The sequence below is a fragment of the Muribaculum sp. genome, assembly GCF_029051885.1.
Classification (GTDB): domain Bacteria; phylum Bacteroidota; class Bacteroidia; order Bacteroidales; family Muribaculaceae; genus Muribaculum.
In genome coordinates this window covers 1-20,991 of sequence record NZ_JAIDKI010000241.1, presented here as the reverse complement: position 1 = coordinate 20,991, position 20,991 = coordinate 1, and the positions used below count along the sequence as shown (strand labels likewise).

The 20,991-nt window shown below is 55.4% G+C and carries 20 protein-coding genes; all 20 read right to left on the bottom strand.

The window, feature by feature from the left end; genetic code table 11:
• Positions 1-277 precede the first annotated feature (277 nt).
• The 20 genes from K2I50_RS09970 to K2I50_RS09875 all read right to left on the bottom strand — a co-directional run bounded on the left by K2I50_RS09970 (position 278) and on the right by K2I50_RS09875 (position 20,556).
• A complete protein-coding gene (locus tag K2I50_RS09970) occupies positions 278-469 on the bottom strand; it encodes a hypothetical protein (RefSeq protein ID WP_301026179.1) in 192 nt (63 codons plus the stop codon).
• Between the two features lie 273 nt (positions 470-742).
• On the bottom strand, positions 743-3,073 hold the full coding sequence (locus tag K2I50_RS09965) for a glycoside hydrolase family 31 protein (protein ID WP_301026177.1): 2,331 nt from the start codon (positions 3,071-3,073) through the stop codon (positions 743-745).
• A gap of 118 nt (positions 3,074-3,191) precedes the next feature.
• Positions 3,192-4,673: an NADH-quinone oxidoreductase subunit N gene (locus K2I50_RS09960; protein ID WP_278434884.1), complete on the bottom strand. Its 1,482-nt coding sequence runs from the start codon at positions 4,671-4,673 to the stop codon at positions 3,192-3,194.
• Between the two features lie 11 nt (positions 4,674-4,684).
• Entirely contained in the window at positions 4,685-6,190 is a 1,506-nt protein-coding gene (locus K2I50_RS09955; protein WP_068961442.1) for a complex I subunit 4 family protein, read from the bottom strand.
• Positions 6,191-6,228: 38 nt separating this feature from the next.
• Entirely contained in the window at positions 6,229-8,190 is a 1,962-nt protein-coding gene (gene nuoL, locus K2I50_RS09950; protein ID WP_301026176.1) for an NADH-quinone oxidoreductase subunit L, read from the bottom strand.
• A gap of 9 nt (positions 8,191-8,199) precedes the next feature.
• Positions 8,200-8,514 carry an NADH-quinone oxidoreductase subunit NuoK gene (nuoK, locus tag K2I50_RS09945; RefSeq protein ID WP_123478170.1) on the bottom strand — a complete coding sequence of 105 codons (315 nt, stop codon included), beginning with the start codon at positions 8,512-8,514 and terminating at the stop codon, positions 8,200-8,202.
• A gap of 7 nt (positions 8,515-8,521) precedes the next feature.
• Entirely contained in the window at positions 8,522-9,040 is a 519-nt protein-coding gene (locus tag K2I50_RS09940) for an NADH-quinone oxidoreductase subunit J family protein (RefSeq protein WP_301026174.1), read from the bottom strand.
• A gap of 9 nt (positions 9,041-9,049) precedes the next feature.
• The gene (locus K2I50_RS09935; RefSeq protein ID WP_301026173.1) at positions 9,050-9,643 is read right to left on the bottom strand and encodes a 4Fe-4S binding protein; all 594 of its coding nucleotides are present in this window, start codon (positions 9,641-9,643) and stop codon (positions 9,050-9,052) included.
• 135 nt (positions 9,644-9,778) lie between these two features.
• Positions 9,779-10,660, bottom strand: a complete 882-nt coding sequence (atpG, locus tag K2I50_RS09930) for an ATP synthase F1 subunit gamma (protein WP_301026172.1) — start codon at positions 10,658-10,660, stop codon at positions 9,779-9,781.
• Positions 10,661-10,728: 68 nt separating this feature from the next.
• Positions 10,729-12,306, bottom strand: a complete 1,578-nt coding sequence (atpA, locus tag K2I50_RS09925) for a F0F1 ATP synthase subunit alpha (RefSeq protein WP_123478168.1) — start codon at positions 12,304-12,306, stop codon at positions 10,729-10,731.
• 17 nt (positions 12,307-12,323) lie between these two features.
• Complete coding sequence (atpH, locus tag K2I50_RS09920) at positions 12,324-12,869, bottom strand: ATP synthase F1 subunit delta (RefSeq protein WP_301026171.1); 546 nt, start codon at positions 12,867-12,869, stop codon at positions 12,324-12,326.
• A gap of 8 nt (positions 12,870-12,877) precedes the next feature.
• On the bottom strand, positions 12,878-13,375 hold the full coding sequence (gene atpF, locus K2I50_RS09915; RefSeq protein ID WP_289743457.1) for a F0F1 ATP synthase subunit B: 498 nt from the start codon (positions 13,373-13,375) through the stop codon (positions 12,878-12,880).
• A gap of 19 nt (positions 13,376-13,394) precedes the next feature.
• Positions 13,395-13,646, bottom strand: a complete 252-nt coding sequence (gene atpE, locus K2I50_RS09910; RefSeq protein ID WP_410522245.1) for an ATP synthase F0 subunit C — start codon at positions 13,644-13,646, stop codon at positions 13,395-13,397.
• A 54-nt stretch (positions 13,647-13,700) separates the two neighbouring features.
• A complete protein-coding gene (gene atpB, locus K2I50_RS09905) occupies positions 13,701-14,894 on the bottom strand; it encodes a F0F1 ATP synthase subunit A (RefSeq protein ID WP_301026168.1) in 1,194 nt (397 codons plus the stop codon).
• A gap of 1 nt (position 14,895) precedes the next feature.
• Positions 14,896-15,129: a F0F1 ATP synthase subunit delta/epsilon gene (locus K2I50_RS09900; protein WP_068961453.1), complete on the bottom strand. Its 234-nt coding sequence runs from the start codon at positions 15,127-15,129 to the stop codon at positions 14,896-14,898.
• Positions 15,130-15,168: 39 nt separating this feature from the next.
• A complete protein-coding gene (gene atpD / locus K2I50_RS09895; RefSeq protein WP_301026167.1) occupies positions 15,169-16,671 on the bottom strand; it encodes a F0F1 ATP synthase subunit beta in 1,503 nt (500 codons plus the stop codon).
• A 49-nt stretch (positions 16,672-16,720) separates the two neighbouring features.
• Entirely contained in the window at positions 16,721-17,800 is a 1,080-nt protein-coding gene (gene nuoH, locus K2I50_RS09890) for an NADH-quinone oxidoreductase subunit NuoH (protein WP_123611293.1), read from the bottom strand.
• Between the two features lie 59 nt (positions 17,801-17,859).
• Positions 17,860-19,488, bottom strand: coding sequence for an NADH-quinone oxidoreductase subunit D-related protein (locus K2I50_RS09885; RefSeq protein ID WP_301026166.1), 1,629 nt, complete (start codon positions 19,486-19,488; stop codon positions 17,860-17,862).
• 58 nt (positions 19,489-19,546) lie between these two features.
• On the bottom strand, positions 19,547-20,191 hold the full coding sequence (locus K2I50_RS09880) for an NADH-quinone oxidoreductase subunit B (protein WP_301026164.1): 645 nt from the start codon (positions 20,189-20,191) through the stop codon (positions 19,547-19,549).
• Positions 20,182-20,556, bottom strand: a complete 375-nt coding sequence (locus tag K2I50_RS09875) for an NADH-quinone oxidoreductase subunit A (RefSeq protein ID WP_068961458.1) — start codon at positions 20,554-20,556, stop codon at positions 20,182-20,184. Before K2I50_RS09875 ends, K2I50_RS09880 begins: the two co-directional genes overlap by 10 nt.
• Between the last annotated feature and the right edge of the window lie 435 nt (positions 20,557-20,991).

Sequence of the window (20,991 nt, the reverse complement as noted above, 5' to 3'; positions counted from 1 at the left end):
ATAAGACCCCGTTCACCAATATTTGTTAACGCTGGGGCGGTCAATCGTCGTGCAGATGTGTTAGCGCAGTGAGGGAGCAATGCGGTTGCATTGTGACCGAAACAAGCGGACGCAGATGCATGACCGCCCCAGCGTTAACAAATATTGGTGAACGGGGTCTAAACTTGACGAAAATAGAGGCGCATCAGTACATGTTACCAATGCGCCTCCTTGGCCTGTTACGATATGCCTACGGATAACGAATTACCCGTCAGGCTTATAGCCATTAAGAGCTTGTTTAATAATCCGATTGCTTCTTACTCTCTTTAGAGCGGGCTGTCTGGCGACGCAATACCTCAATCTGCTCCGGAGTCAGCTCCGCCGGCAGATGAGCCACAAATGCGTCGAGTCGCGCCTCGAGTTCTTCATCCGTAGGGCATTGCGACATTTCATATTCGTCATCAATGCCATTGATATTCTCAGTATCCATATTACATTATAAGTAAGTCTATAATTGTTAAGTAAGTCGTAAAAATTATTTTATATTTCCGGCGAGAGGATTTTTGATTGATTTTTCCTCGATGAGGAAGGAGTGTAGCGAGCTACATGACTGACGAAGAGAGGGAAAAGCGGCAAAAAGACTCTGCCTGAAATATAAAGTTTTAAAAGTATTCATATACGTAATAATTTTTACGACTTACTTAAGTAAGTCGTAAAAGATTCCTATAAGCAATAATTTCTACAACCTGCTTATTTATCCATATCAGAGCCTCACCTGAGATGCCGAGCCATTGTAGCTAACCGTCTTGGCTGCGCCACACGATGTATCGCCTCCGGCCACACCATCGCCCATCATCACGATGCGGAACTTGCGGTTCCGGAGCATACCGGGATAGCTCCCCTCACGCCGACCGATGGTAAGGGTACGCGCCTTATCGTCCCATATCATTTTTATCGTGGAGCGTTCGCCCTTCTCGTATGCATAGCCGTCGCCCGCATCCTCATAGAGGGTAAACTCTCCGTCGGCGCCGGGATATATGCGTATCTCCAGATTGTTCCAGGGCTTCTCGCTGCTATACTGCACCTCAGGTCCCCATGGCACGATACTGCCGGCACGCACATAAAGCGGAATCTCGTCAAAAGCCGCAGGAGTCTTCACCGTTTGTCCACCGCTATGGAGTGTGTTGGTCCAGAAGTTCCACCAGTCGGTCCCTTCGGGCAGATACACATCCCATTCGCGCGCCTTATACTCGGTGACGGGGGCCACAAGGAAGCTGCGCCCGTACATATACTGTGTGCCGGTCATCACAGCACTGCTGTCGCCGGCGAAGTCCATATAAAGCGGACGCATGAACAGGCCTGCTCCTGATGTAACGTCCCAGGCTGTGGAATAATTGTAGGGCAGCATGCGGTAACGGAGCCTTATCATTCGCTCCTGAGCGTCAAACACCGGTGTACCCCTATCGCCGAACTGCCATATCTCGCGTGGCAGACCGGTGCCATGGCTGCGCATCATCGGACAGAACGCGCCGAACTGCATCCAGCGCGTATACAGCTCGCGCCACTCCTCGCAGTCATTGCCACCCTTTTCTCTCCACATGTTGGCATAGAATCCGCCGATATCACTGTTCCAGTAAGGGATGCCGATAGCAGCATAGTTGAGGGCTGCCGGTATCTGGTCGTGGAGCACCTCCCAGCGCGAATCCACATCGCCGCTCCAGGTGTTGGCTCCGTAGCGCTGTTGCCCTACATAGCCCGAGCGGGTAAGGGTGACCACGCGGCGGCTGTCGTCCTTGGCGCGCTGATGCTCGTAGATACCGCGGTTCTGCATGAGCGAATAAGCGTTCTTCACGGTCTTGAATGTACCTGCCGATGTGGGCGAGTCATAGTCGCCGGGCTTCTTCTCCCACACGTCGGGCTCGGTCGAGTCGAGCCACCACCCGTCATTGCAGGCAACGGAGTACACACCCTTGTCAAGACTATCCCAGAATATATCGCGTGCCTCCGCGCTGAACGAATCGTAGGGCCTCGTGCCGCATCCGGGGAAAGTATAGAAGTTTATCATATGCCCTTTCTCGTCAAGACGGCCGTATGTCTCCGACTTCGGACCGAAACCGGGCCAGGTGACTATGAGAAATTTCCCGTTCATATCGTGGATGTTGCGCCCCATGCGGGCCGGATCGGGATAGCGGATGCTGTCAAATGCATGACAGTTCCACAGACTGTCACTGCCGTTGTGCTGAGGCCAGTAGCGCCAGTCCTGTATAATGACGTCGATGGGCACCTTGAGGTCACGGAACTTCTTGAACGTCGCCACAAGCTCATCCTGGCTGCTGTAGCGCTCCCTGCTCTGGAAAAATCCGTAGGCCCAGAGGGGAAGCATCGGTGCCTGTCCCGTCAGGTCGCGTATCCCCGAGGTGACACCCTCGGGTGTCGAGCCATAGATAAAATAGTAGTCGGAACTGTCGCCCCACCCCTCGAAACTGAGGTCCTGGGGATTGTCCTTGAAATCGCTTATGGAATAATTGTCCCAGAACACCCCGTAGCCCTTGGTTGGCGACACGAAAAGCGGAGTGTAGGTATACATATTGACATTCTCCATACGGTAGGAAGTGCCGCGCCGGTTCCATTTGCCGTCGCTCACCTGACCTATGCCGAATACAGGCTCGTCAGAGTCAAGCAGGAAGGAATGGCGCACAATATGATTGTTCCTCTGCCCGTCCCATGCCGGTGTGAAGCTCGTGCCGTAATCCTTGTCCTTAAGCAGATGCACGCCACCTCTGTTATAGAAGTCGAGGGCGCCGCTCTTGCGGTCTATCTCGACAATAAGGCTGTCGGTGGTGATGACAGTGGTTCTGTCGCCCGATTTTATACCCGCCTCCACCTCTTCCGGAGCCTTCACCACGGCAAGGCTGTTGCCGGATGGAGTGATGCCCGACGGATGCTTGACGACCCTCACCACAGAGGGCGACATGAAAGTAAGCTCGAAGTCCATACCCTGGGTGCTGAATCTGAAATCGGCGCCATAAGCACCGCCCCACGACACGGCCGCGACTGCGGCTGCCGCAAAATGTCTGATAATCGTTTCGTTCATGTAAATAATCGTTTGATTGGTACCGGAATTTGTTCTGAAAAAAACAGAGCGGAGGTGGAAACCGGTTTCCACCTCCGCTCTTTACTGTATGTCAAGCGGTTGTGTGACCGCCGTACTGTCAATTGGCGAATGAAGCGAATATGTATTCGGGATTCATCACCGATGCATCGATAAGGCCGTTGTAGATGCACGACACGATACCGATAAGGATGATGCCGGCCACACACACGGTCATGGCCAGACGCTCGCTGCCGGCGCTGCGGAATGCAGGTATCACGCAAGCCTCCTGGTTGTTGATAAACATCGCCTTGACTACGAGCAGGTAGTAGTAGAGCGAGATGATGGTGTTGATCAACGCGATGAGCACCAGCACGTAGAGGGCCGGAGTTCCGGGCTCGGTGGCGGCGGCGAAGATGAAGAACTTGCTGAAGAATCCGGCAAACGGCGGGATACCGGCCAGAGAGAACATGGCAAGCATCATTGTGAACGCCAGCTTGGGATTGGTCGAATACAGGTTGTTGTAGCTGTCCATATCTACCTTGCCGGTCTTGTTCTCGATAGCCTGGATTACACCGAAGGCGGCGAGGTTGCTGAAGATATACACGAGGATATAGTACATCAGCGAGCCGAGACCCTGGGTAGTGGCGGCCATCACGCCGAGCATGATATAGCCGGCCTGGGATATCGACGAGAACGCGAGGAAGCGCTTCAGATTCTTCTGGCGGAGAGCGAAGAGGTTACCTACAGTGATGGTGAGGATAATCAGGGCGTAGAGCATCCACTCCCAGGCCTTGCCGTAGAACGGACCGAACACCTGCACCATAATCACGAAGAACGAGAAGGCGGCGGCACCCTTGGAGATTACCGACAGATAAGAGGTGATGGTGGTAGGAGCGCCCTGGTATACGTCGGCGGTCCAGAGGTGGAACGGTACGAGCGAGAGCTTGAAGCCCATGCCGGCGATTACAAACGCGATGGCAAGGAGAAGCATCAGGCTGTTCTGAGGGTTGATTGCAGCGGCGATGTCGGCGAAGTAGAGTGTGCCGCTCAGTGCGTACACAAACGACAGGCCCATCATGAATATCGCTGAGGAGAACACGGCAGTGAGCAGATACTTGATAGCTGCCTCGTGGCTCTCGTAGCGCTGCTTGTCAAAGGCCACAAGGGCGGCAAGCGGCAGAGAGGCGGTCTCCAGACCGATGATGAAGAGCAGGAAGTGACGTGCCGAAATCATCAGGTACATACCGAAGAGGGTGATGAGCAGAAGCTCGTAGAACTCTCCGCGGCGCACCTTCATAAACTCGCTGTCGGCCCACTGCATGGCCTGCACCAGCACGATGAGAGCGCCGATGTTGAGGATGTTCTTGATAGCAGTCATCACAGGCGAGGTGGCATACATGCCGCCGAATGCTGTGGCCGAGGTCGCATCCCAGGGATATACGAATCCGCCGATGGTGACCAGAGCGAAGAGGCACACTGTGAACATCGACAGTCCGCGGGGTGCCTGCCGCGAGCTGAATGTGTCGAAAAGAAAGACCAATAAGATGAGGACCAGCAATCCTATCTCTTGGTGCATGACCAGAAACTGTGAATAATCCATATCTTATTATCTTACTTTGTGAGGACTTCGATAATGGGGAGGAACGAATTGTGGATCAAGGTGCTGATCCAGTTGGGGAAGCAACCGATACCGGCCACACACACGATAAGTGTGATAGCCGACAGACGCTCCCACCATGTGGCGTCGGTAAGCGACAGATGGTGCTCGTCCTGTACCGGACCGAAGAGCAGCTTGCCGACCACGCGGAGGATATACACCGCGGTAATCACAATCGAGCAGCAGGCGGCCACGGTAAACGCACGGTGGAACATGTCGGTATGCTCCCATGAGCCTACGAAGATTGTCATCTCGGCCACGAAGCCCGACAGACCGGGCAGACCGAGCGAGGCCATACCGGCGATTACATAGCATACGGCAAGGAACGGCATTATCTTCATCAGACCGCCCATCAGACGGATGTCACGTGTATGTGTACGTCCGTATATCATACCGATGAGGGCAAAGAAGAGGGCTGTCATAAGACCGTGTGAGAGCATCTGGAGCACAGCGCCTGTCATGGCGGTGGTGTTGAGCATGAGGATGGCGAAGAGCACCATGCCGCAGTGGCTTACCGAAGAGTAGGCGTTGATATACTTGAGGTCGGTCTGCACGCAGGCGCTGAACGCACCGTAAACAACCGAGATACCGGTCAGGATAAGGAAAATCCATGCAAGCTCATTGGCGGCCTGGGGCATCAGATAGATGGCCACACGGAAGCAGCCGTAGCCGCCGAGCTTCATAAGCACACCGGCGTGGAGCATCGACACGGCTGTCGGGGCTGAGGCGTGACCGTCGGGACTCCATGTATGGAACGGGAACATAGCGCCGAGCACACCGAAACCAACGAATGTAATCGGGAAGAGGAATGTCTGCCAGCCGTGGGGGATGGCGCCGTTGGCCGAAATCTCGAGAAGGTTCATGGTCAGCTGTCCGCCTTCGGGAGCCGAGTGGTAGTAGATACCGAGGATACCGAGCAACAGGAATGCCGAGCCGCCCATAAGCATAAGGGTCAGCTTCATGGCGCTGTACTCCTTGCGGCCTGTGCCCCAGAGTCCGATGAGAAGATACATCGGGATAAGGGCCACCTCGTAGAACATGAACATGGTGAACAGGTCGATCGAGATGAAGAAGCCGAACACACCGGTCGACAGAAGGATGAGCCAGAGGAAGAAATCCTTGGGCAGCGGGTCGATTTTCCACGATGCGAAAGTGCCGGCAAACACGATAATCGCCGAAAGGAGAATCATCGCTACGGAAATTCCGTCGACACCGAGGGCAAGATGGATGTTGAGAGGCTCAAACCACATCCACGAGCCGGTGTAGAGCATCGGCGCGTCGGCGCCGAGCTGGCGCAGATGGAGGAAGTCAAAGAGCAGATATACCGAAAGGGCCACAAGCGCCGTAGAGCCGATGACGGCCACTGTGCGCACCTGCTTGATGTCCCGGCAGAGGAACAGCAGCCCGAGCATCACCAGCGGGATGACTACGAAATATATCAGAATATTTGAGAATATCATAATTACTATATTTTTTCAGAGTGTTTTCGCATCAGTGATTACAGCAGGCAGATCCAGGCTATTGTACCCAGAGCAAGCGCTCCGACAAGATAGATCCATACATAGAACTGCACGTTGCCCGACTGAAGTCCGCGCACCTGCAGCGAGGTCCACTGGGTGACTTTGGCAAAGCTGTCCATCGTACCGTCGATAATCTGGCGGTCAAACCATGCGATCGGACGGCATATGCACTGGAATATCACCTTGTGGGTAATCCACATATAGAGCTCGTCCCAATAGAAACGATGGTGGGCGGCAGTCCAGAGACCGTGGAAAGTATCGGCGAGCTTGTCGGGGAGAGGATTCTCCTTGAGATACATCTTTGTGGCCAGCAGAATGGCAAGCACTGCCACACATACGCTGGAGATGGCCACCCAGCCTACCATGTGGATATCGTAGCTGGCGCCGTTCCATGTCACGAAGTGTCCGAAAGGTATGAAACCGGCCACACAGCTTACGGCGGCAAGGAATACCAGAGGTATGCTCATCACCAGAGGAGCGTCGTGGGGGGTATGGTGGGCGCAGTCATGCTCTTTCCACCAGAAAATCATGTAGTACAGACGGAACATGTAGAATGCGGTCAGACCGGCAACCATCATGAGCCATGCGCCCCAGAACCAGTGGTTCTCGAATGCGGCGGCGAGAATCTCGTCCTTGGAGAAGAAGCCGGCGAAGGGGGGTATGCCCGCGATGGCCAGACAGCCGATAAGGAACGTGATATGGGTGACGGGCATATACTTGCGCAGACCGTGCATGGCCGTATAGTTGTTGGAGTGTACGGCATGAATCAGAGCGCCGGCGCCAAGGAAGAGCAGAGCCTTGAACATGGCGTGGGTGAACAGGTGGAACATCGAGGCCATGAAGCCGAGACCCTCGTGGATTTCGGGACGAGCGATACCGAGCGATGTCACCATGAATGCAATCTGAGAAATGGTCGAGAAGGCGAGCACACGCTTGATGTCAATCTGGGTGCATGCCACCACAGCTGCATAGAATGCGGTGATGCAGCCCACGATAGCGATGATGTTCATCGCCGACATCTCGAGCAGATAGAGCGGGAACAGACGGGCCACCAGATATACACCGGCCACAACCATCGTGGCGGCATGGATGAGAGCCGACACAGGGGTCGGGCCTTCCATCGCGTCGGGGAGCCAGATGTGGAGAGGGAGCATAGCCGACTTACCCATACCGCCCATGAAGATAAGCACAAGAGCCCAGGTAAGGGTCGAGGCGCCCAGGAAGGTCATGCCGGAGAATGAGGTAAGTATGCCGGTGAACGGACCGGTGTAGGAAGCTACTCCGCCATCATAGTTGGCCACAGCGGCCGAGGTGATGTCGAGGAAGTCGAATGTCTGTGTGCAGTAGCTGAGGATAAGGATACCCAGCAGGAAGCCGAGGTCGGCGAAGCGGGTAACGATAAACGCTTTCTTCGAGGCCGACACTGCAGAGGGCAGCTTGTAGAAGAAGCCGATGAGCAGGTAGGACGATGCGCCTACAAGCTCCCAGAAGATATACATCTGGAAGATGTTGGTGGCCACTACAAGACCGAGCATCGAGAAGCTGAAGAGCGACAGGAAAGCGAAGTAACGCTGGAAGCCCTTCTCACCCTCCATGTAGCCCATAGAGTAGAGATGCACCATAAACGAGATGGTGGGTATCACGATGAGCATCATGGCCGATATCGGGTCGAGCATGAAGCCCAGACGGATTACGAGATGCTGTGTGAACTGAAGCCAGTCGACATTCCAGAGTATGAGAGCGGCACGTGTGCCATCGGCTGTGTAGAAGTCGCCGAAGAAGTAGCTCAGTGCGGTCCAGTAGCTGAGTACGAGCACGGTGCCCATACCGAGACAGCCGAGTACGCCCGCGAGCTTATGGCTCATCTTCATGCCTGTAAGACCGAGCAGCAGGAACATGAAGAGGGGTATGCAGAGTATGAAGATTGATATAATTTCCATAACCGTGTCTTAGAATTTCATTTTGTTAAGGTCGCGTATATCAATATTGCGTGCCCAGCGGAAGAGGTTTACGATAATGGCAATCGCAAGCCCCGTCTCGGCGGCGGCGATAGCGATAGCGAAAAGTGTAAACATCATGCCCTCAAGCTGTCCGGGATACAGGAAGCGGTTGAACACCACGAAGTTGATATCGACGGCATTGAGCATAAGCTCCAGCGAGATGAGAATCGCAATCAGATTTTTACGGGTGACGAAACCGTAGACTCCGCAGCAGAACATTATGATGCTGGGGATTATATACATTGCTATAGGTAACTTGTCCATCGTCTGATCAACGTTTGCGGGCGATTACCACGCCACCGATTATACATGCGAGTAACAATACACTCACTGCCTCGAACGGCAGCAGATAACCGAACTTCTCGGTACCGAGCAGCACCTCACCCAGATGATTCATGGTGAAATCACCGTCAAACGGGCGGCTGAAGGTAGTCCAGAAGTCAGGACGTGCCACCACTGCGTAGCCGAGACCCGCGAGAGCGAGCAACGAGGCCACGCCTCCGAAAAGACGGCGGCGCGAAGTAAGTTGCGTACTGGCGTCACCGGGCTTCGTCGTCAGCAATATCGAGAATACCACCAGCACGACGATGCCACCGGCATAAACGGCAATCTGCACCGCGCCGAGAAACTCGTAGTCGAGCTTGAAGTAGAGGCCGGCGGTGGCAAATAGCGTAAACAGCAGGTAGGTCGCCGCTCTGAGGATGCGACGTGTGGTGACAGTCAGTATCGAAAAGATGATAATCGAGGCTACGATTATCCAGTACATTACAATACTTCCAACTGATTCCATATATACGATTTAATTTTCTTTCTTTTCGGGTTCGGATGCAGGAGCCGCGGGAGCCTCGGCCTTAGGGGCGGCAGGTGCTGCCTTGGGGGCTGCGGCGGGAGCCTTGGGAGCGGGATCGCCCGGCTGCTCGGGAAGATAGTTGAGCTGCTGCACAAGTTTTTCGCGGGTAAACACGGCCTGCTCGAAGTCGTTGCTGAACTCGATGGCGTCGAATGGGCATGTGGTGACACACAGCTCACAGAATGTACAGCTGCCAAGGTCGTACATATACTTGTCGAGCTTGCGTTTCTTCTTTCCGTCGGGGAGGTCTACCATCTTGGTGGTGATGGTGATGGTGCCGTTGGGACAATTGCGCTGGCATGTGCCGCACGCCGTACAACGGTTGCGTCCGTCAGGAAGATAGATAAACTGTAGCTTGGCGCGGAAGCGCGGGGCCGCATACTGCTGATAGCGGGGTTCCGAGGGGTCGGCGCCCTTGCGGGAGTCGGGATACGACTCGGTCACCTTGGGAGTGAAAAACTCCTTGCCGGTGACTCCCATACCTTTTATAAGGCTTGATATGCCTGTGCCCAGTGATGAAAAATACTCTTTTACACTGCCCATAGATATGACTGGTGTTCTTTTTTTCGCGTACCGATAGCAAAATTATATGTGGTTCGTCTTGATGGGGAAGACATCCGGCGGTCCGGTACGGCAATATTCTCACTGCCGGATGCTCCCTCTATGCGGAGGCGCGGTCTATCTGACCTGACCTCCGAGGATATCGAGCAGCTCAGAGGTGATAGCCTGCTGGCGCAGCTTGTTGTATTCAAGCTGCAGCTGCTCGAGGAGTTTCTTGGCGTTGTCGTTGGCGCTCTGCATGGCCATGATGCGCGCTGCCTGCTCGCTGGCGACATTCTCGGTGAATATCTCCTGCACCACCGCGAGGATGAAGAGCGGGAGCACCGAGTTGAATATCGTGTTGGCGTCGGGCTCGAAGATGTAGGGGCGGCACTGCACCGACACAGCGTTGGCGGTAAGTGTCTCCTGCACTACCGGCAGCAGCTGCTCGCTGCGCAGGGTCTGGCGGCTCATGCTCTTGAAGTTCATGTAGAGGAGGTCGAGCATGTCGATATCTCCGTCGAGAAACTTCTGCTGGAGAGCCGCGGTGAAAGCCTTTACGGCCTCGCCGTCGCTCTTGGCATGTATGTCGCCGATTACCTCTACACTGATACCGTCGCCCGAGAGCTTGCGGGTGGCCTTGACCATCTTGTTGCCTACAGGATACAGGGTAATCTCAAGCGAGGCTCCGTAGCGCTCGCGCAACTGGTTGATGCGGAGCAGAAGACCCTTGAAGATATTGATATTGTAGGCGCCACACAGACCGTCGTCGCTACCCCACACGGCGATACCCGCACGGGTCACGTCGCGCGTAAGAGTCAGGGGCGAGCTGAATTCGGCGTCGGCCGACAGGAGATTGCCCATGATGGTCTCAATCTGGCCGCGGAAGGGGAGCAGACGGCGCAGCGACTGCTCGGCCTTGTGCATCTTGGCCGATGAAATCATCTTCATGGCGCCGGTAATCTTCTCCGACGACTTGACCGATCCGATACGGCCCTTTAGTTCTCGCAGAGTTGCCATTGTGAGTTATTGATATGAAGCGGTGCGGGGCTTGACCGGCACCCGCACTGCCTCTTTCGGTTCCTTTATTAGTTCTTGTAGCGGCTCGCTATCTCGCGTGCGGCCTGGGTGAGCTTGTCGGTGATATCGTCGGTAAGCTGGCCGGCTGCGATGGCGTCGAGCACATCTTTCTGGTACTTGGCGTGGAGGAGCTGGAGGAAGAGTTTCTGGAACTCGGCCACTTTGTCGAGAGGCACATCCTCAAGCAGGCCCTTGGTGCCGCAGAATATCACGGCCACCTCGTCCTCGACGGCCATAGGCTCGTACTGGGGCTGGATGAGCAGTCGCTCGTTCTTACGTCCCTTGTCGATGACACGCGCGGTGACGGGGTCGATATCGCCGCCGAATTTGGTAAACGACTCAAGCTCGCGGAACTGGGCCTGGTCGATTTTCAGCGTGCCCGCAATCTTCTTCATCGGCTTAATCTGGGCGTTACCGCCTACACGCGATACAGAGATACCCACATTGATAGCCGGACGGATACCGCGGTTGAACAGTGCGGTCTCAAGGAAGATCTGGCCGTCGGTAATCGAGATTACGTTGGTCGGGATGTAAGCCGACACGTCGCCTGCCTGGGTCTCGATAATCGGAAGCGCGGTGAGTGAGCCACCACCCTTCACCTTGTCTTTGAGCACGGCGGGGAGGTCGTTCATCGAGGCTGCCACCTCCTGGTTGTCGATAATCTTGGCGGCACGCTCGAGCAGACGCGAGTGGAGATAGAAGATATCGCCGGGGTATGCCTCGCGGCCCGAGGGGCGCTTGAGGATAAGGGATATCTCACGATAGGCTACAGCCTGCTTCGAAAGGTCGTCGTACACGATAAGGGCGTCGCGGCCGGTGTCGCGGAAATACTCGCCGATGGCCACGCCGGCAAACGGTGCGTAGTAGCGCATCGAGGCCGAGTCGGAGGCGTTGGCGGCCACAATCACCGTATAGGGGAGCGCGCCGTTGTCGCGCAGGGTCTGCACGAGAGCGGCCACTGTCGATGCCTTCTGGCCGATGGCCACATAGATACAGTAGACGGGCTTGCCCTCCTCGTAGTTCTTGCGCTGGTTGATGATGGTGTCGATGGCGATGGCGGTCTTGCCTATCTGGCGGTCGCCGATGATAAGCTCACGCTGTCCGCGGCCTATGGGCACCATTGAGTCGATAGCCTTGATACCGGTCTGGAGAGGCTGCTTTACGGGCTGACGGAAGATAACGCCCGGTGCTTTGCGCTCGAGGGGCATGCGCAGGCGCTCGCCGCTGATGGGGCCGGCGCCGTCGATCGGCTCTCCGAGCACGTTGATGACGCGACCCAAGAGGCCCTCGCCGACGAGCACTGAGGCGATTTCGCCGGTGCGGCGCACGGTCATATTCTCAGTCACCCGGTCAACGCTGTTGAGCAGAATCACACCTACGTTGCTCTCTTCGAGGTTCATGGCAACGCCTTTAACGCCATTCTCGAACTCGACGAGCTCGTTGGCGCGCACATTTTCGAGTCCGTAGACGTGGGCAACGCCGTCGCCTACCTCAAGGACTGTTCCAACTTCTTCGAACGACACCTTTGAGTTGACGTTCTCAAGCTGTTGCTTTAATACTTCCGATATTTCGCTTGGGTTGATCATTCTTGTTGTGGGGGTATTTACTTGCTAAGGAGTTTTAGACGCAGCTGCCGCAGCTCGCTCTCGAGCGAAGCGTCGAGGCGCTCGGAGTTGACGTCGACGATGAAGCCACCGATGATTGATGGATCGGTCAGGTGGGTGTACTCCACAGTGGCTCCGGGGAGATGGCGCTCGACGAGGGCATGCAGCTTGCCGACAACGTCGGCGGGCATGTCGGTGGCGGTGACAATCCTTACCAGGCATATGTTGTTGGCCCGGCGGTAGATGTCGAGATAGCGCAGGGCTATCAGGCGCACGATGTCGATGCGGCGGTTCTCCACCAGCAGCTTAAGGAAGTCGGCAAAGACCGTGTCGGTGCTCTTGGCGCAGGCCGCCGTAGCGAGCAGGCCGGTCTTATCTTCAGTAGCCACAAACGGGTTGGCGACTACTTCCTGCAGGCGGGGCTGCCCGGCAAAGGATGCACACAGGCATTTCATCAGCTCATACACTCTGGGGGCCGCTCCCTTTTCGAGGGCGAACTTGTAGAGGGCTTTGGCGTAACGGTTGGGGATAAGACCTTGGTCCATGTCGGTTGTCAGTTGTTGGTTTCCATTTCATCAAGGAGGGAGTCGACGAGCTTGGTCTGGGCCTTGCGGTCGGCCATCTGTCCGCGTACAACCTTTGTGGCGATATCGAGGGCAAACGAGCTTACCTCGTCGCGGAACTGCTGACGCGCTTCCTTGCGCTCCTGCTCGATAGATACCTTGGCGGCGTCCATCACTTTCTGGGCCTCCTTTGAGGCTGCGGCACGCGCTTCCTCGATTATCTCGGTTTTCATGCGGTCGGCCTCGCGAAGTATCTCGGCCTGCTGCTTGCGCGCTTCGTCGATATACTTGCTTGCCTCCTGGCGGGCGTTGTCAAGCTGCTCTTTGGCATTCTGCGCATACTCCACACCCTTGTCGATGAGATCGGCGCGGTCGTCGATGTTCTTCATGATGGCAGGCCAGCCCCACTTCCACAGTACGAAGAAGAGGATGGCGAATGCCACGAACATCCAGAATACCAGGCCGAATTCAGGCGTGAATAGTTCCATTTCAGGGATATGCTACAGATTAGAGGAAGAATGCCAGTACGCAGACGATGACGGCGAAAAGAGCCACACCCTCGATAAGGGCGGCGATAACGATCATGTTGCTTCGGATGTCGCCGGTAGCCTCGGGCTGACGGGCGATAGCTTCCATGGCAGCAGCGCCAATCTTACCGATGCCGATACCTGCGCCGATTGCTGCGATAGCTGCGCCAAGACATGCTCCGATACCTTTGAGACCTGCGTCGATTGCTGCGATGATTAATGCTGTTAACATAATTGTGTAGGATTTATGGGTTAATATTTTTTTGTAATGACAGGGTGAGGAGATTTATGAGTGGGTGCTGCCCGCCGCGGGTGTCTCGTGGGCGGCATCCTTTGCGTGGTGTCCGTCCTCCTGGGCAAGGCCGATAAATACAGTCGAGAGCATGGTGAACACATAGGCCTGGATGAAGCTCACAAGCACATCAATCAGGAGCATGAACACCGAGAATATCAGTGACACCACCAGTGTGCCGCCTGCCGCAGCAGCGCCGAGGGCGCCGAGAATGAAGATAAGCAGCGTGAGCACAATGACGATGATGTGGCCGCCCATCATGTTGGCGAACAGACGCACGGTAAGCGCCGCCGGCTTGGTGAAGACTCCGAAAAGCTCGATGACCGGCATGATGGGGATAGGGAATTTCAGCCACAGGGGCACATCGGGCCAGAACACCTCTTTCCAGTAGTGCTTGGTGCCGAATATGTTTACGATGAGGAATGTGATGAGCGACAGCACGAGAGTCACGGCAATGTTGCCTGTGATGTTGGCGCCGCCGGGGAATATCACCATCAGGCCCAGCAGGTTGGCCACGAGTATGAAGAAGAATACCGTGAGCAGGTAGGGTCCGAACTTGCGGCTCTTGGCGCCGAGGGTGGGCTTAATCACACCGTAGTATATGAACTCGATAAGGGCCTCAATGGCGCCGGTGGCACGGCGGGGAGCGGTATACCCCTTCTTGCGATACCATGCGGCCACGTCGAGTACCATCCACATTACCAGCAGGCAGGCGATGAATATGGCGCAGACATTTTTGGTGATGGAGAAGTCGAGCGGACGGTACTCGACCATCTGTGTCTGTCCGTCGACTGTCTCGGGACGCAGTCCGACAAGTTTGTTGTGCCACTTGCTGTCGTGGCCTCCGAGACGGAATGTCATCTCGGTACCGTCGGAGTCGGTCACAGTGTAGCTGTGGCCATGGCCGATACGCGACGAGCTGAAGCAATGCCAGTCGCCCTGATAGTCGCGCACGATTACCGGCAGGGGTATGCGCACGTGGTGGCAGAAAGGCACTTCCCAGCCGTAGCCGTCGCCCAGGTGCTCGAAGATAATCTCCTTGGGGTCGATTTTCTTCTCTTCCGAGCGGCTTTCGGCTTCTTCTGCCTGCGCCTCGGCACGCACGCCGGCCTCGTCCGCAATCAGCGACAGCGGGGCGGGGAGCAGCACGGCCAGCAGGAGGGCAAGTAGCAGGATGGTTCGTTTCATATCAATAGATGCATACAGATATTATGTCGTTGTCGACATCGACTATGCCTCCGGCAACGTCGATGCGTGCGGAATGTCCGTCATGGTCATATACCACCGGACCGGGCACAAGAGTGGAGATAAGGGAGGCATGGCCGGGGAGCACCATGAATGTGCCTTCGGCTCCCGGAAGCGACACCTTGCCCACTTCGCCCTCGAAGAGGACATCCTGCGCGGAGATTACTTTGAGCACCATATCCGTATGAGTGTTTTAATTGCCTTACAATCTTGTTGGTTACTTCACTTCGGCAAGCATCTTCTTGCCCTTGGCGATGGCATCGTCGATGGTGCCTACGTTGAGGAACGCCTGTTCGGGATACTCGTCCATCTCGCCGCTGAGAATCATCTTGAAGCCGCGGATAGTCTCGCTCAGGGGCACCATCACACCGGGCAGGCCGGTAAACTGCTCGGCCACGAAGAAGGGCTGCGACAGGAAGCGCTGCGCACGACGGGCGCGGGCCACCACGAGCTTATCCTCGTCGGAGAGCTCGTCGACGCCGAGGATGGCGATGATATCCTGGAGCTCGTTGTACTTCTGGAGCAGCTGCTTTACAGCCTGGGCGGTATTGTAGTGGTCCTCGCCGATGATGTGGGGGTCGAGGATTCGCGATGTCGATTCGAGCGGGTCGACGGCGGGATAGATACCGAGCTCCGAAATCTTACGCGAGAGCACGGTGGTGGCGTCGAGGAAGCTGAATGTTGTGGCAGGCGCGGGGTCGGTAAGGTCGTCGGCAGGCACGTAGATAGCCTGTACGGAGGTAATCGAACCCTGCTTTGTCGAGGTGATACGTTCCTGAAGGGCACCCATCTCGGAGGCAAGTGTGGGCTGGTAGCCTACGGCCGAGGGCATACGGCCCAGAAGAGCCGACACCTCGGAACCTGCCTGGGTGAAACGGAAGATGTTGTCGATAAAGAGGAGGATGTCCTTGCCTCCGCCGTCCTGGTCGCGGAACTGCTCGGCGACGGTAAGACCGGTAAGGGCCACACGCAGACGTGCGCCCGGGGGCTCGTTCATCTGTCCGAACACAAGTGCGGCCTGCGACTCGGCTACCTGCTTCATGTCGACATCGGCAAGATTCCACTCGCCTTTTTCCATGCCTTCGGTGAATTTCTCACCATATTTCATAACGCCGCTCTCAATCATCTCGCGCAGCAGGTCGTTACCCTCGCGGGTACGCTCGCCCACACCGGTAAACACTGAGAAACCGTTGTGGCCCTTGGCGATATTGTTGATAAGCTCCATGATGAGCACCGTCTTTCCTACGCCGGCACCACCGAACAGACCAATCTTGCCACCCTTGGAGTAAGGCTCGAGAAGGTCGATCACCTTGATACCGGTATAGAGAATCTCGGTGCCGATGGTGAGGTCGTCGAATGCGGGGGCGGGCTGATGGATGGGGCGCAACGAGTCGCGATTAAGTTCGGGCAGGTGGTCGATGGCATCGCCGAGCACGTTGAGCAGGCGTCCCTTTACCTGGTCGCCGGTGGGCACCGCGATAGGACGTCCGAGATTCTCCACGCGTACGCCACGCTGCAGACCGTCGGTACTTTCCATAGCCACACATCTCACGGTGTCCTCGCCGATGTGTTGCTCGACTTCCAGGATGAGGTCGGAGCCATCATCCTTGGGTACACGCAGAGCCGTGTAAATAGGCGGGACGAGATTGTCTTCGCCTTCGAAGGTGACGTCGACTACAGGGCCGATCACCTGAGCTACTGTTCCGAATTTATCGCTCATTGTTAGGTATATGACGTTGAGAGGGGGTTAATATGCGTTTTGTTACTGATTAGAAGTGGAGGCCGAAGCATACCACCAGCACCATCAGCACGAGGTTGACGAGGTTGATGGGGAGGAGGTATTTCCACTCAAGGGCGAGCAGCTGGTCGATTCGCAGACGGGGGAATGTCCACTTGAACCATATGATGATAAACGAGATTGCAATCGCCTTGGCTATAAACCATATGGTCGAAGGAATCCAGTCCATCACGCCGTTGAATGCATCCCAGCCCGGGATGTGGAGGGGAGCCCATCCGCCGAAGAAAAGCAGAGCGGCCACGCCCGATACGATAAAGAGATTGAGGTATTCGGCCAGATAGAAGAAACCGAAGTGGATACCGGAATACTCTGTATGATAACCGGCGGTAAGCTCACTCTCGGCCTCGGGAAGGTCAAACGGGCCTCGGTTGGTCTCGGCGGTGCCGGCGATGATGAAGATTACAAATGCGATGATTGCGGGAATGTGGCCCGAGAATATGAACCACATGCCGTCGCTCTGCATCTGGCATATCTCTGAAATCGACATCGTGCCTGCGAAAGCTACCATTGTAATAACCGACAGGCCGAGAGAAAGTTCGTAGCTGACCATCTGCGCGCCCGAACGGAGAGCGCCGATAAGGGTGAACTTATTGTTTGACGACCATCCGGCGAGCAGTATGCCGAGCACTCCTATCGAGCTGACAGCCAGCAGGAAGAAGATACCGATATTGAAGTCGACAATCTGCAGGCCGCTGCCCCACGGGAGCATCGAAAAACATAGCATCGAGGCCAAAATCACCAGATAAGGCGCCAGGGCAAACAGGAATTTGTCGATATGGTTGAGCGAGATGAGCTCCTTGATAAGGATCTTGAACATGTCGGCTACCGACTGCAGCACACCCCATGGGCCCACACGGTTGGGGCCTCGGCGGCACTGGAATGCGGCGCAGACCTTGCGCTCGAAATAGATGTAGAAAAGTGCGAGCACCGAATAGGCCAGGAGCAGCAGTACGCCGATAAGCACACACTCAATGGTCACGGCCACCCAGGGTGCGCACCATGAAAGAAGCCACTGATTGAGCCACTCGGCTCCGTGAGATAGTTCTAACATATATCTTGTTGTTCTTTGTATTCTTTACTTGAACTGATTATATCCTCGTCCCGGGCCGATTATCGGTCGATATCTGGCACAACGTAGTCGAAAGTACCTCCGATGGTGATGAGGTCGGCAATCTTGCCACCCTCGGCAGCGTGGGGCACGATACCGGCGAGGTTCATACACGGGGAGTTGAACTTCACGCGCCAGGGCTTCTGGTCGCCGTGGCTTTCGATATATACTCCGAATGCACCGCGGCTTGCCTCCACCTGCTGGAACCAGTGTCCCTCGGGGAGCTTGATAATCTTGGGCACCTTGGCGCAGATGTCGCCGTCGGGGATGTTGTCGACCAGCTGCTCGAGTATGCGGCAGCTCTGCTTGATTTCCTCGACACGCACGAGATAGCGGGCCATGGAGTCGCCTTCGGGGAGGGTGATTTCGTCGAAATTAAGCTCTGAATAGATGCCGTAGGGAGCAGTCTTGCGCACGTCGCAGGCCCATCCCGAGGCACGTCCTACAGGGCCGGTGGCTCCGTAGCTGATGACATCTTCCTTGGAGAGCACGCCTACGCCCTTCATACGGTTGTGGGCAATGACGTTGCCGGTGAATATGGTGTCGTACTCCTTGATTGCCTTGGGCATGATTTCGAGGAGCTTCTTCACGTCGTCGACGAAGTCCTTGTCGAGGTCATCCATCACACCGCCGATACAGTGGTAGTTGAATGTCATGCGTGCGCCGCATGTCTTTTCGAAAATGTCGAGTATGCGTTCGCGCTCGCGGAGTGTGTAGAACAGCATTGTTGTGGCACCGAGGTCCATGCAGAATGTTCCCATGAACAGGAGGTGGGAGCTGATACGCATGAGCTCGTCCATCATCACGCGGATAACCTGTGCCCGGCGGGGCACCTCAAGACCCATGGCTTTCTCGATACAGAGACAGAGGCAATGGCGGTTCTGCTGTGCCGAGAGGTAGTCGAGACGGTCGGTGAAGTGGAGTGTCTGCATGTATCCGAGTCCCTCGCAGAGTTTCTCGATACCGCGGTGGATATATCCGAGATAGAGGTCGATTTTCTTGATGGTCTCACCGTCGACTGCCGTACGGAAACGGAGCACGCCGTGGGTGGCGGGGTGCTGCGGGCCGATGTTTACCACAAAGTCCTCGGGAGCGAATACAGTGCGCTTTTCCTTTACAATGGAGCCGTCGGGTTTCTCAACATAAGAGTATGTGATGTCGTCGACAGCCTCGTGGTCGAGACGCACGGGATTGGTCTCGGGCGATGCGTCGTAATCCTTGCGCAGGGGGTATCCTACCCAGTCGTTGCGCAGGAACAGGCGCCGCATGTCGGGATGGTTGATGAAGATGATGCCGAAGTAGTCGTATACCTCGCGTTCGTAGAGGTTGGCCACATTCCACAGGTCGCTGACCGAGTGGAGCATGGGCTTCTCACGGTTGTCGGTGGCCACGCGTACCGAGATGTGATGGCCGTGGCGTGTCGAAGTGAGGTAGTACATGACGCCGAGAGTCTCGGTCCAGTCCATACCTACAAGCGACACGAGGTAGTCAAAGTCGAGTGCCGGATCCTCTTTGAGGGTCTTGGCCAATGTATGCCACTTGGCATCGGGAATATTCACCAGCAGCCATTCCCCCTCCTCGAAAACGGCTTCGGGGAAGAGCCGGGCGATGTGTTCCTGAACGTTTGCCATATCTATGTGATGATTGGTGCTTGTTAATAATAATTTGACGGTTGCAGAAGTGAGTGGATTATACCGACATGCCTTTCTCCTGCTCCACACCCTCCTTTACAAGGGCTGCGGCGGCATCGCGTGCTGCGAAGAATGCCTCGCGCTTCTCCTGACGGTTTACTCCGCCGAAGAATTTCTCCACTTTTATCTTGCGCGAGAGCTGCATGATACCGTATATCATGGCTTCGGGGCGTGGAGGACATCCGGGTACGTATACATCGACGGGGATTACCTCACCTACACCTTTTACCACATGGTAGCTATGCTTGAACGGTCCGCCTGAGACAGCGCATCCGCCGCATGCAATCACATATTTGGGCTCGGCGAGCTGGTCGTAGAGACGGCGCACTACCGGGGCCATGCGATGCACGATTGTGCCGGCCACCATCATGAAGTCGGCCTGACGGGGCGAGGCGCGAGCGACTTCCCAGCCGAAGCGCGCCATATCAAAGCGCGCCGCTCCAAGCGCGATAAATTCGATACCGCAGCAACTGGTGGCGAATGTGAGCGGCCAGATAGAGTTACTGCGCCCCCAGTTGATGAGCTTGTCAAGCGAACCGACCACGACATTTGTGCCGTTGGCGCGCAGCTCGCTGACGAGCGATTCTATATATTCATTATCCTTAAACTCGGCATAAGGCATGCCCTGTGCAGTTACTTCCATTCAAGAGCTCCTTTCCGCCAGGCATATACGAGGCCCAGCACTAAAATTCCGAAAAATACAGCGATGCAAAGCAGACCGTCGGTACCGAGGGCTCTCATGTTGACAGCCCAGGGGTAGAGAAACACGGTCTCTACGTCGAACATCAAAAACAGGATGGCATAGAGATAGTAGCCGATGTGGAACTGCGCCATGCTCTCGCCACGCGTAGGAATACCGCACTCATAGGCCTCGCCCTTCTGAGGATTGAAGCTGCGCGGCGAGATAAGCCCCGCAAGCACGAGCGCCAACGCCACGAGAGCAACGCCAGTCAGGGCGCCCACCACGGCGAGAGTAGAGTTCTGAATACCAAAAATTAATGATACCATATAATGATTCAAAATATATCTTTTTGCCAAGGCCGCATAAACACCGCGCCTGAACGACCACGGAATGATACGGTAAAGGTAGAATTATTAGCGCGGCACGACATATGCACTGAGTAGCACGCACAACGCGCTGAATTTCAAGGAATAAACTTTAAGGTTGACAATTAGCGAATTGCTTTCTCCTAAAATCTCTGCAAATATACTGATATTTTTTCAAATGAAGTCGCGCAGAATGCTTCAAACTTGTACAAAACAGCCAACAATAGTTAAATAAACTTAAAACCCAAAAAATCACTTTAGCATCCATTTATATGAAAACGGGAATATTAGCATAGTTTTATTTCATGTACCAACACGCTATCTGTTGCATTATAATAATTATTATTGTCTCTTTTCATGTGAATCAAAATCAACAAATCTTAATCTTACATAATA

What these genes read in the sequence shown, in the direction of transcription:
- K2I50_RS09970 (WP_301026179.1), bottom strand. Translation starts at nt 469, where the DNA reads ATGGATACTGAGAATATCAATGGCATTGATGACGAATATGAAATGTCG.
- K2I50_RS09965 (WP_301026177.1), bottom strand. Translation starts at nt 3,073, where the DNA reads ATGAACGAAACGATTATCAGACATTTTGCGGCAGCCGCAGTCGCGGCC.
- K2I50_RS09960 (WP_278434884.1), bottom strand. Translation starts at nt 4,673, where the DNA reads ATGGATTATTCACAGTTTCTGGTCATGCACCAAGAGATAGGATTGCTG.
- K2I50_RS09955 (WP_068961442.1), bottom strand. Translation starts at nt 6,190, where the DNA reads ATGATATTCTCAAATATTCTGATATATTTCGTAGTCATCCCGCTGGTG.
- nuoL (WP_301026176.1), bottom strand. Translation starts at nt 8,190, where the DNA reads ATGGAAATTATATCAATCTTCATACTCTGCATACCCCTCTTCATGTTC.
- nuoK (WP_123478170.1), bottom strand. Translation starts at nt 8,514, where the DNA reads ATGGACAAGTTACCTATAGCAATGTATATAATCCCCAGCATCATAATG.
- K2I50_RS09940 (WP_301026174.1), bottom strand. Translation starts at nt 9,040, where the DNA reads ATGGAATCAGTTGGAAGTATTGTAATGTACTGGATAATCGTAGCCTCG.
- K2I50_RS09935 (WP_301026173.1), bottom strand. Translation starts at nt 9,643, where the DNA reads ATGGGCAGTGTAAAAGAGTATTTTTCATCACTGGGCACAGGCATATCA.
- atpG (WP_301026172.1), bottom strand. Translation starts at nt 10,660, where the DNA reads ATGGCAACTCTGCGAGAACTAAAGGGCCGTATCGGATCGGTCAAGTCG.
- atpA (WP_123478168.1), bottom strand. Translation starts at nt 12,306, where the DNA reads ATGATCAACCCAAGCGAAATATCGGAAGTATTAAAGCAACAGCTTGAG.
- atpH (WP_301026171.1), bottom strand. Translation starts at nt 12,869, where the DNA reads ATGGACCAAGGTCTTATCCCCAACCGTTACGCCAAAGCCCTCTACAAG.
- atpF (WP_289743457.1), bottom strand. Translation starts at nt 13,375, where the DNA reads ATGGAACTATTCACGCCTGAATTCGGCCTGGTATTCTGGATGTTCGTG.
- atpE (WP_410522245.1), bottom strand. Translation starts at nt 13,646, where the DNA reads ATGTTAACAGCATTAATCATCGCAGCAATCGACGCAGGTCTCAAAGGT.
- atpB (WP_301026168.1), bottom strand. Translation starts at nt 14,894, where the DNA reads ATGAAACGAACCATCCTGCTACTTGCCCTCCTGCTGGCCGTGCTGCTC.
- K2I50_RS09900 (WP_068961453.1), bottom strand. Translation starts at nt 15,129, where the DNA reads ATGGTGCTCAAAGTAATCTCCGCGCAGGATGTCCTCTTCGAGGGCGAA.
- atpD (WP_301026167.1), bottom strand. Translation starts at nt 16,671, where the DNA reads ATGAGCGATAAATTCGGAACAGTAGCTCAGGTGATCGGCCCTGTAGTC.
- nuoH (WP_123611293.1), bottom strand. Translation starts at nt 17,800, where the DNA reads ATGTTAGAACTATCTCACGGAGCCGAGTGGCTCAATCAGTGGCTTCTT.
- K2I50_RS09885 (WP_301026166.1), bottom strand. Translation starts at nt 19,488, where the DNA reads ATGGCAAACGTTCAGGAACACATCGCCCGGCTCTTCCCCGAAGCCGTT.
- K2I50_RS09880 (WP_301026164.1), bottom strand. Translation starts at nt 20,191, where the DNA reads ATGGAAGTAACTGCACAGGGCATGCCTTATGCCGAGTTTAAGGATAAT.
- K2I50_RS09875 (WP_068961458.1), bottom strand. Translation starts at nt 20,556, where the DNA reads ATGGTATCATTAATTTTTGGTATTCAGAACTCTACTCTCGCCGTGGTG.